The 11374-nt window shown below is 56.1% G+C and carries 7 protein-coding genes; 4 read left to right on the top strand and 3 right to left on the bottom strand.

All coding sequences use genetic code 11. From position 1 onward, the window contains the following. Window positions 1–23 precede the first annotated feature (23 nt). Window positions 24–839, bottom strand: coding sequence for an IclR family transcriptional regulator (locus tag CSQ86_RS08640; protein ID WP_165773819.1), 816 nt, complete (start codon window positions 837–839; stop codon window positions 24–26). Between the two features lie 292 nt (window positions 840–1131). Here CSQ86_RS08640 and leuC point away from each other — a divergent pair, with 292 nt between their 5' ends. Further along, window positions 1132–2535, top strand: a complete 1404-nt coding sequence (gene leuC, locus CSQ86_RS08635; RefSeq protein ID WP_100494732.1) for a 3-isopropylmalate dehydratase large subunit — start codon at window positions 1132–1134, stop codon at window positions 2533–2535. A gap of 13 nt (window positions 2536–2548) precedes the next feature. Continuing rightward, complete coding sequence (gene leuD, locus CSQ86_RS08630) at window positions 2549–3244, top strand: 3-isopropylmalate dehydratase small subunit (RefSeq protein ID WP_100494731.1); 696 nt, start codon at window positions 2549–2551, stop codon at window positions 3242–3244. Between the two features lie 40 nt (window positions 3245–3284). Here leuD and CSQ86_RS08625 read toward each other — a convergent pair whose 3' ends face one another. After that, complete coding sequence (locus CSQ86_RS08625; protein ID WP_100494730.1) at window positions 3285–4934, bottom strand: PH domain-containing protein; 1650 nt, start codon at window positions 4932–4934, stop codon at window positions 3285–3287. Beyond that, window positions 4934–5557, bottom strand: coding sequence for a PH domain-containing protein (locus tag CSQ86_RS08620; RefSeq protein ID WP_100494729.1), 624 nt, complete (start codon window positions 5555–5557; stop codon window positions 4934–4936). The genes CSQ86_RS08625 and CSQ86_RS08620 overlap by 1 nt, the downstream gene beginning before the upstream one ends. A 208-nt stretch (window positions 5558–5765) precedes the next feature. On the opposite strand from CSQ86_RS08620, the gene CSQ86_RS08615 reads away from it, so the two are divergent. Both CSQ86_RS08615 and CSQ86_RS09940 read left to right on the top strand, forming a co-directional pair. Further along, window positions 5766–9425, top strand: a complete 3660-nt coding sequence (locus CSQ86_RS08615) for an Ig-like domain-containing protein (RefSeq protein ID WP_165773818.1) — start codon at window positions 5766–5768, stop codon at window positions 9423–9425. Window positions 9426–9665: 240 nt separating this feature from the next. Further along, a complete protein-coding gene (locus CSQ86_RS09940; RefSeq protein ID WP_243387792.1) occupies window positions 9666–11270 on the top strand; it encodes a CPBP family intramembrane glutamic endopeptidase in 1605 nt (534 codons plus the stop codon). Window positions 11271–11374: the final 104 nt, after the last annotated feature.

Below are 11374 nucleotides of genomic sequence, written 5' to 3'. Positions count from 1 at the left end.
AAGCTGGTTGTTTGCTGAGCGGATTAGCGAACGGCCTTAACCAGTGCTTCGGTCAGATATTTGCCGGCGGCCATGACCAGCGGCGCATAGCGGCGGCCGGGGGCTGCGCCCATACGGCCGGTCGGGCCGGAGATGGAGATGGCGGCGATGACCTGGCCAGAGGCGTTGCGAATCGGAGCAGAGATGGAGCACACGCCCTCTTCGCGTTCGTTCACGGACTCGGACCAGCCACGCTTGCGGACGGCGGCTAACTTGGTGGCGGTGAACTTGGCGTGACGCAGACCCTGATGCAAGCGTTCGGAATCCTCCCATGCCAGCAGAATCTGAGCGGCCGAGCCGGCTTCCATGGAAAGCATGGCACCTACCGGAATCGAATCGCGCAGACCGGAGACGCGCTCCACGGCGGCGATGCACACGCGCTGATCGCCCTGGCGGCGGTAGATCTGTGCGGATTCGCCGGTGCGGTCGAGTAAGGTCTGCAGAATCGGGCCGGCGGCGGTCAGCAGGCGATCCTCGCCGGCTGCGGCGGCGAGCTCGGCGAAACGGGAGCCCAGTACGAAGCGGCCATGCTGATCACGCAGCACGAAGCGATGGCGCTCAAGTGCAATAGCCAAGCGGTGCGCGGTCGGTCGGGCCAGACCGGTAGCGGCCACGAGCTGGCCGAGCGTGGACGGTCCGGACTCGAGTGCGTCAAGAATTTTCACGGTTTTATCAAGCACGCCAACGCCGGAATGAATCTCCCCGTCGGATGCAGGAGCAGATGCTGCTGCGGGGGTGGTCTCAAGCGGCTCGGGCACGGTAGCGCCGTCTTCTAAAGGTTCTTCTTGGGAATCAGTCATAATACATGTGATTATGCCATCTCACATAGTGAAATACCAAATCGAGGAAGTGTCTCACTTGGTGGTCGCTGTTCAAAACATCATCCACGATGTTAGAAATTACTGCATACGCACAACTTGACACAGTATATAAGGTATCCACGGACAGCGTGCAGTATGGCGAAAACAAGTATTAACGCGGTTATCTCAATATCCGGCCTGAGCAATGCCGAGCCCAACATGACCACATAGGCTTATACCACGAACAAGGCGCGAACACAATACTTCGCGCAGAATTTTTTGGAGGAACACTATGGGAACGACACTGGCCGAGAAGGTCTGGGCCGATCATCTGGTGCGCAAGGGCGGCGACGGCGCTCCCGATCTGCTGTACATCGATTTGATGCTCATGCACGAGGTCACCAGTCCGCAGGCATTCGAAGGCCTGCGTTTGGCCGGTCGTAAGCCGCGCCACGTCGATCAGCTCATCGCCACCGAGGATCACAACACCCCAACCGTGGATATCGATCGTCCGAACCCGGATAAGACAAGCGCCCTGCAGCTGAGTACCTTGGAGAAGAACTGCAAGGAATTCGGCGTGCGACTGCACCCGCTGGGCGATGCCGACCAGGGCATCGTGCACGCGTTCGCCCCGATTCTGGGCCTGACCCAGCCGGGTATGACCATCGTGTGCGGCGATTCGCATACCTCTACTCATGGTGCGTTCGGCGCTTTGGCGTTCGGCATCGGTACCTCCGAGGTCGAGCATGTGATGGCCACACAGACTCTGAGTCTGAAGCCGTTCAAGACCATGGCTATCAACGTCAACGGCAAGCTGCCGGCCGACGCCACCGCCAAGGATATTATTCTGGCGATTATCGCCAAGATCGGTACCGGCGGCGGCCAGGGCTACGTGATCGAGTACCGCGGCGAGGCCATCCGCAACCTCACGATGGACGAGCGCATGACCGTGTGCAACATGTCCATCGAGGCTGGCGCCCGCGCTGGCATGATTGCGCCTGATGAGACCACGTTCGAATATCTGAAGGGTCGTCCGCATGCTCCGGAAGGTGAGATGTGGGACAAGGCCGTGGCGTATTGGAAGACGCTCAAGACCGATGATGACGCTGTATTCGACAAGGTGGTGGATATCGACGCCACTAAGCTTGGGCCGTATGTGACATGGGGTACCAACCCTGGCCAAGGTCTGCCGATTACCGCTGACGTGCCGGACCCGGCCAAGATTGCCGACGCTACTGAGCGTTCCGCCGCCGAGCGTGCGATTAAGTACATGGGTCTGAAGCCCGGCATGCCGATCAAGGACATCGCTGTGGATACCGTGTTCATTGGCTCCTGCACCAACGGTCGCATTGACGATCTGCGCCAGGCCGCTGCAATCATGAAGGGCCATCACAAGGCCGATTCGATTCACCGTGTGCTGGTCGTGCCAGCATCCTCCCGCGTGCGTCTGGAAGCGGAGAAGGAGGGCCTTGACAAGGTGTTCAAGGACTTCGGTGCCGAATGGCGTAACGCCGGCTGCTCGATGTGCCTGGGTATGAACCCCGACAAGCTGGTGCCGAATGAGCGCTCGATTTCAACGTCGAACCGTAACTTCGAAGGCCGTCAGGGCAAGGGCTCTCGCACGCATCTGGCCTCGCCGGCCGTTGCCGCCGCCACCGCTATCCGCGGTACGATTTCCAGCCCGGCTGATCTGTAAAGGACGTTAGATTATGGAAAAACTCACTACTTTGACCGGCGTGGGCGTGCCACTGCGCCGCTCCAATGTGGATACCGATCAGATTATTCCGGCCGTGTTCCTGAAACGCGTGACCAAGTCCGGCTTCGATGACGCCCTGTTCTACGCATGGCGCCGCGACCCGAATTTCGTGCTGAATCAGCCGGAATACGCCGGCAAGGGCCAGATTCTGGTGGCCGGCCCGGAGTTCGGCATCGGTTCCTCCCGTGAACACGCCGTGTGGGCCTTGCATGATTACGGCTTCCGTGTGGTGATTGCACCGAGCTTTGCTGACATCTTCTACGGCAACACCGCCAAGAACGGTGTGCTGGCTGCGATTATGCCGCAGGAATCCGTCGATCTGCTGTGGAAGCTGCTCGAAGAGGAGCCCGGCCGTGAAATGACGGTTTCTCTGGAAACCCGTACTGTGACCTGCGGTGACGTGACCCTCCCGTTCGAGGTTAACGACTACACCCGTTGGCGTCTGATGAACGGCTACGACGACATTGACCTGACGCTGCAGCATGAGGACGATATCGCCGCCTACGAGAAGATGCGCGCCGAAAAGTTCCCATTCAAGCCCAAGACCATTCCTGCCAAGCACTGGCCCGAAGAACAAATCCAGTCCGCTCGCGAACCGGAAGATGACGGCAGCTGGGCTGGACCACTAGCTGATCGCGGCATTATTTGATGTATCCCATGTGGGCTCTTCTCTCGGGAAGAGCCCACAGTCATTCCATCCACTGCTGTAGCACCTCGGCATCGGCGCGATGCAGGAACATGAATCGTAATTCATTGATGCCATTCATTACAAACAATGACATCTGCACACGTTCGATGCCGCGCGACTCGCGCCACAATGCCGTGTACCGCGTGATCGATTGCACCCGTGCCTTGCGCGTCACCAAAACGAATCTGGTGAGCCGAAGCGCTCCAGTAACAAGAATGCGCGATGAACAATAGGCGTCGGAATCATTGGCGCCGAGTAGTGCGAATCCTTCATTCTGAGCTTTGAGCAAACGGCACACCATCCACCACAATCCCAGTGCGATCGGCACAATCATCAGCCACCAAGGCCAACCTAAGCCCGGAACGGCGCACCAAGTGCGCAATGCCACTGCGGCATGCGTATCGGAACCCAACCAAACTGCAACAGTGATCGCCAATGATGCAATCACCGGCAGTGTGAGGTAATAACGCAGCAGATCGCGCCCGGTATAGCGCAGTTGCGGCACATATGTAACAGCCCTCGCGCTTTGCTGTGCGTGCGATGACGATGCAAACCAGCGCTGCCCAAGCGCAGCAGACACTTCCGGCAGACCCCACTCCGGCAATATCTCGTGCAACACCACATACACGCGCCGGGTACTGATTACTGGCAAAATTTGCGCCGCTGAAGTCCCACTTTCCTTGCTTTCATTGTTGGCGGTTGAGGAGCTCAGCCCCAATCCAACCGAACAAAGATGGAATGGCCGACGCAACATCGACTGGTGGATGGTCACCGTCTGAATACGACTGACCGGAATGGTCGTGGTATGCCGAGTGAATAATCCACGAACCACCACCAAATCGTCACCGCGACGCCATACCTCGAATCCATAGAATCTCAGCAGCGAGGTGACGATGCTCACCGCCATCAGCAGCATCACGCATGCCACTATCAGTACGATGACCGAAAGTAGCCCACCGGTGAGCGCGGTCTGTACTGAGCGCTCGGCCTCATGCATCATGCTGCGCGGTAACACATCCTGAACCTGCTGCACAAAGCCATACACTACAAGCGCTGCGGCCAGAAATCCGATGTCCGTAATGGCGAACAGCAGGATATCGCTTACCGAGGCGCGAAATAGAGGTGTTTGCGATGGGTGGCTGGTTGTTGGCGCTGGAGCCTGTGGAGCCTTTGCCAAGGTGACGTTCGAATCTGCCGCCGTGGGCTGCGACAATGCGCGCAGATGTTCCAATTCAAGTTGCAATGCAGCTGGCACTGCATCCAATCGAATATCGGTATCTGCTGCACCTGCTGCCGAAACAGTAAGTCGTACTACTCCAAACGGTTGCAAATAGATAGGTTGCGAGCTATTGATGGCATGAATCGAACCATAGCTAATCGTTCGATTCTTGCGAAAGAACAACCCCGATTTGAACGCAAGCTTGTCAGGCCCCAACTGATATCGGGTGGTCAACCAATTGATGACGGGCTGGCAGAGCGCGACGCACAGCACGCTGAGAAATATCAGTGCGATGGTTATGGCAGACAGCTCCCTGCGTGCAATGAACAGCAGTGCGAAGAACAGTCCGATGACGCCTTTGGCGGTTTCCACCACGCCGATGATTAGAGAAGCTGGGTGTAGCCTGCGCCAATTGGTGTTTTCGGTGTTCATCACAGATCATCCTTGGCTGCGGCCACTCGCTCGGTGATCAACGACACCAACCGCTCGGCCTGTGCGGTGTCCAGCGCGGCGATCTCATGTTCGTCGGCTGCGGTATGCACCACTACGGTGGTCAGGCCAAAGTGACGCTGCACTGGGTTCTGCTTGGTATCCACATGTTGTACACGCGTATACGGCGTAGTGGTGGAGCGACGGAACAGCCATCCTTTGCGCGTGGCAAGATCGCGCTCGCCGATGCGGAATCGGGTGAATGCATACAAATACTTGGTCTGCAATGGCTGCGAAGCGAGATCCAGTATCGAGTATGCTGCGGCCAGTGTGACAATCAATCGTTGCCAGAACCCCCACCAGTCGTTTGCCATACATATGGCTGCGACCACGGCACAGACTGCCAGCCAAATAATGCACTGGATTGATTCGTTGATTAGCCAGACAGTACGGACGCGCGATGGTAGTGGATGCCAATCCTGATTATTGGTGGCGTGAGATGCTGTTTCGGTATTGCCGTTTACGGCCGAGTCACTGGAGCCATCGGCAAAAGCTGTGGTCTCTTGTGAGCCAGTACCGGACTGATCCCCATGCAGCGCCGGTCGAACCGTGTGATGATCATCCATCGTGACTTTCCCCCCCTGCGTTGGTGTATTTCCACTGCACTGAACATGAATGCGTCCAATGAGAGGATTCTATTCTTAGGATAAAGGACTTTTCGAGGGAGGGAATATTTTTTCCCTACATCAACAGTCGGCCTTATACTTGGTCCCATATGCAAAGATGCCTCGGTATACTGGCCGAGATAATCGTGACATAGGTTGGAGAGAGACGATGTCGAAGAACATCACACAACGATTGGGTGGAGTAATAGCTGCCGTGGCGAGCCTCGCCATGCTGTTCTGTGCCCTGCCTGCACAGGCGGTGGATTATTCTAGCGTGGGCTCGGAAGCCACAGCAACGGCTAATGTGATTCAGGCCTTGGAATATGTGCAGGATTTGAATACGCTGCGTGCACGTACGGATCGTCGTCCGTTGACTGCACAGCAGATTATCGACGCAATTAATGCTGATGAGCATGCCAATTACCCATCGAGTTACGTTGACGGCAAGGCTGCTGACGGTAGCGCAGTTTCGGCGCTTAAGGTTAATGATCAGCTGATGTCTTGGGCTCAGACACGTGCCAACGAGTTGGCGAAGCGTGCTGAGAGTGTGAGCGATACTGAAAGCCCGCTCGATGGTCATGCCAATACGGCTAATGGTCGTCCTAGCTGGGCAGTTGATACTTTGACATACGCGCCAGGAGTTCAGCCGGGGACGTTTACTTTTGGTCCAGAAGCGTTGGCGATTGGATACCCTGATTATGACCCGAATATGGCACCGGTTGCTGCCTGGTATAGCGAATTGAATGCTGAGAATAATCTCGAAGAGCTTCGTAAGCAATATCCGGGTTGGACGGATGCCGATATCCTGTCGCAAGAGCGTCAAGGCTATGGCCATTACCTCACAGAGGTAAATCCTTATGCTGATATTGCCGGATTCGGTGTGGCAAAGGTTTCCAGCGGCAGGTGGAAAGGCGCTTTGGTATCCGTGCTTGAGGTCGGCAATAGCTGGAATGCTAAGGGCAATACTCAGAGTGTTGAAGAAGCTCTTGCCGGATTGCGCAGCATTCAGTCGGTTATCAATCCTTCCGCAAAGACGGTGGAGTCCGGCACGGGTACTCCTGCTGGTCTGCCGACCACTGTGGGCGTGAAGTATACCGATGGCTCCACGGGTCAGGCTGCTGTGACGTGGAGTGTTCCGAACGACTGGAATAAAGAACGCAAGCAGCATACGCTGACTCTGACCGGTACGGTTGCCGGTACTCAATTGAAAGCCTCACTGGAGCTTACCGTCAAGGCGGCCACTATTACCGGCGCTACTGCCGATGGCGCTACTGCAGTGACTACGCCTTCCGGTACTAACCCGGAGAGCAAGCTGCCGAAAACCGCCACCGTTGCATGGTCGAACGGCAGTGAAGACAAGAACGTTGCCATTAAGTGGGAATCCAACGATACCTACAAGCAGCGCGCTCCTCAGCCGTACACGCTTACGGGCACTGTCGGTAAGACCGGCAAAACCGTGACCGCTACCATCACTGTAAAGCCGGCTACCGTATCCACAGTTGATCAGCCTGCCAAGGCTTCCATCAGTAAGGGAACCAAGCCGACAGTTCCGACTAAGGTCAAGGCACACTGGTCTAACGGCGATACCACCGATGCCACTATCACTTGGAATAATGGCAAGAATCCGGCTGATGCATCCTTTGATGCCATTGGCAAGCAGACCTTCACTGGTACCGCTGAAGGCAAGCAGGTGACTTGGGAAGTCGAAGTCGTAGCCGCAAAGGTTGACAAGGCTTACAATCCGGCTCCGATTGCTACCGAAGCTGGCGTCAACCCGACTTCTAAGCTGCCCAGCACGGTTCAGGCTGATTTTGATAATGGTCAGAAGAAGCAGAATGTATCCGTTGCGTGGGAAGAGTTGCCGGAGACTTGGAAGAACTACCAGGGTGGCACCATTACGCTGAAGGGTACCGTGAACGGTCAGGCCGACAAGACCGTGACTCTCACCATTACCGTAAAGCATGCCATCATCGAACCGCAGACTCTTGCCGGTGCGTCTGTTCCGGCTGGTGTGAACCCGGCTGACAAGCTTCCGAAGACTGTGACCATCACCTGGTCTAACAACACTGGCACCAAGAGCAATGTGACAGTCAATTGGAACAAGATTGCCGATTCCGCGTATGCCGAAGTTGGCGCATTCAACGCTACCGGCACGGTGAACGTGGAAGGTCAGACCGGTACGGTTACGGTTCCAGTCACCGTGACTGATCCGATTGCGATTAAGGTTGCTTCGACCAAGGCCGAGGTTGAGACCATCGCCACGCATGCGCCAGATCTCAGTGGTGTGAAGGCTGTCGTCACGTACTCCAACGGTTCCACTAAGACCGTGGATATCGCTTGGCCTGCGGATATTGACGTCAGCAATGCTGGTACTGTGCCGGTGACCGGTACAGTACAGGGCGTCACCATTAACGGCAAGGCCGCTACGGTAACGCTGAACGTTACCGTCAAGCCGCGTGCGATTACTGCTGTTGCTCCATCGACCGATGCAATCAGCATTCCGACCGCCAAAGACACCGACCCCAAGCCAAGCGTTACCGGCAAGGTGACGGTAACTTGGAATGATGGTGCAACCGAGGTTCGCGATGTTGTGCTGACCCTACCTGACGGATGGAACCACGACATCGCCGAGCATACGATTACCGCTATAGGTCGTACTGATGGATGGGCGAAAGATATTCCATTCTCCGTCACTGTTGAAGCGGCTTCTGCCGAAACGGTTGAGAACCCTGCCGATCTCAGTACCCCGGTCAAGCTGGTGCCTACACTGCCAGCTGCTGTCAAGGTCACTTGGAGTAATGGTCAGACCACGAATGAACAAGTTTCCTGGACCAAGCCGGCTGACTCCGTATATGATCAGGTCACCCCTGAAGATGCACCTATCGTGGTTAATGGCACAGTGAAGGGCTTGCCTGTTAGCGTACGTATCCGCGTAGTTGCGGCAACTCTCACTGGTGTGGATGCTCCGGAAGGTGTTTCCACTGAAGCAGGTACCGCTGCTGCGCTTCCGTCCACTGTCACCGCTCATTGGTCCAACGGTTCCACCTCTCAGGTGGCTGTGACCTGGAAGACTGACGGCGTGGACTTCTTCAACCGTTCCGGTGTCGACAAGACCGTGAAGGTAAAGGGTTCGGTGCAGGGCTGGAACAGCGGTGTCGAAGCTATCGTCACTGTGCACAGTGCTGTAGTAACCAATGCTGTGGTCAACGGTAAGACTGTCATCACTACGGATTCCGGCAAGAATCCGTCCACACAGTTCCCGAAGAACGCCAAGCTCACCTGGAGCGACGGCGGCGCAGACTCCACCGAGAACATCACTTGGGAGAAGTTCACTGGCTATACCAAGCGTGAGGGTGGCCTGTTCACCGTAAATGGCACCGTGAAGGGCAAGACTGTTGCCATTCAGGTAACCGTGAACCCAGCGGTACCGGTCAAGGTAGTGGACGATACCATCATTCAGGCGATTCAGGTGGGTGGCAAGCTCGATCTTCCCGAACAGCTTGATGTGGTGTGGTCCAATGGCGACAAGGTTGCCACCGCCGTGACGTGGGATAGCTATGACGCCAAGCTGCTCAACAAGGTTGGTTCCTTCAAGATCGCCGGCAAGGTCAACCCGACCGATGACGTGGAATACACGGTTGTCGCCAAGGTGACGGTGTCTGCCAAGCAAACAACCGTTGAGCAGAACAAGACCGCGGATGAGAATGCTAACAAGAGCGATTTGACCGCCACCGGTTCGAATATCGCGACTGTTGCTGTAGCTGCAGTTGTGCTTCTTGCTCTGGCCGTAGGTGTGCTGGTCATCTCCAAGAACAAGCGCACTCTGTAGTGAATGCTCGAAGCGCATGAATCATATGACGGTTACTGCGCTATGAGCTCATGATTGCTATATGCTCGACATAAGGCGGGTTGCAGTTCGGACTAGTCTGAACTGCAACCCGCCTTATGCATTGAGTAGCATTTATCGGCCATCCATGGATTTGTATGTGATGCGGCAGGTTGATTGTATTCGTCAATGTTTGTGGACATCATCACATTTTGTTCAGGAATGGCGGATAGGTTGAGCAGCATGAGCATGAATGAGCAGCAACCGGGGCAGCCGCAGGGACGGCAGCCACTTGAACAGCAGCAGACATATGAGCAGGCGCATCAACCGCAGTCACAGTCGGGGTACAACGATCAGCAGGTGAAGGTGCCTCAATCACAGTCACAGGTGTCCCAGCCGCAATCGCAGTATTCGGCACAGCAGACGATGTCGATGCCTCCGGTCCCTATGGCTCCGGCTCCCCAATATCCATTTCAACATCCGCAGTACTTGCAGCAGCCGCAGTATGTGGCTTCACAAGTTCAGCCACAGCCGCAGTACCAACCGGTTCCGCAACCGCAGCCATATGCCGCATCGTCTCGGATAGAGGTGCCGCAACAGGCGGCGCAAGCTCAGCCGTTGCCATACGCGATGCCGCCATACTCGACTACTCAGCCGGCCGCGTTGCCTCAACCGCATCACTATGCCGCTGCACAGCCACAGTACCCAATGGCACAAAATCAATTCCAGCCGCAGCCGACTCCTGCACGGCCTGCCACACCGCAATATGCTGCGCCCTATCCTCTGACTTATCCAAGGTTGCAACCTCAGCCTCAGTCACAGCCCTACGTATATGCGCCCCCGCAGCCTCCGGTCATGGCGATCAACCCACGTCAATTGTGGAAAACCTGGCGCAGACGCGTGGTCAATCGTGCTATGGGACTTGCCTTCATCTATGAAGCCATGATGTATGTGGGCAGCATCGTGGCCGTCATTGCGCTTGGCGTTATCATGCCCAGCTGGTCGGATTCCACGAGAGGTGACGGTATCATCAGCCTGACTTCGCTGGTGTTCGCCATGGGATTCCTGCTGATCATGCGTAACCGCGACATTCTGACCCGCGAATTCTGGCTCGGCGGCCTGCATCGGGATACATATGGCGAGCCGAATCAGCTCGGGCGGATCAGCCAATATGGCGGCGGGCGCATGCGGGCGCAATGGTTCCTGATATTCATCCTGCTCGGCCTGGGTGTGCAAAGTGTGGTCACCTTGGCTCAAATGGGTGTCTCCATGTTCGGGGGCGACCTGGTTTCACCCACGTCTGAAAGCCTCGACGAATCCTCCAATACCGTGACCATGTGGCTATACGTCGGCCTATTCGGGCCGATTTGCGAAGAGGTGATGTTCCGTGGCGTACTGATGAAGGAGCTCAAGCCGCTCGGCAAGAATTTCGCCATCGTCACCTCGGCCCTCGCATTCGGCCTGTTCCATGACGACTTCGTGCAGGGCACGTTTGCTTTTCTGTTCGGTTTGATTCTCGGTTTTATCGCTATGGAATATTCACTGGTCTGGGCGATTGCTCTGCATATCTTCAACAACGCTATTCTTTCCGGCGTTATCGATACATGGTTTGCTGGGCAACTCAACGATTCGCAATACGCGGTGTACACGATAGTGCTTACGGCGATCGGCGTCGTTGGCGCTGTGATGGCGCTGGCGCTCTATGGTCGCGGACTGAAGCAGTATCGCATGCAGAATCGCAGTATTCCGGATACTTACGTCGGGTGGTCGTCCCCGGTGTTCATCGCATTTGTGATGGTGAACCTCGGCATGGCCGCGTTGCTGCTTACGGAAGCGTTGGCTTCTTAGCGAGACCTGATTTTTTGAGGCGTGGCCCGAGGCTCAAGAGCTGTCGGTTCACTGGATTGACTGTAGGTTTTTGAACATCAACTGTCGGGTTTCTAACGTATTTC

The sequence above is a fragment of the Bifidobacterium felsineum genome (genome assembly GCF_002802915.1).
Lineage (GTDB): Bacteria > Actinomycetota > Actinomycetes > Actinomycetales > Bifidobacteriaceae > Bifidobacterium > Bifidobacterium felsineum.
The sequence above is the reverse complement of the archived record's forward strand: the minus strand, read 5'-3'. Positions and strand labels throughout refer to the sequence as shown.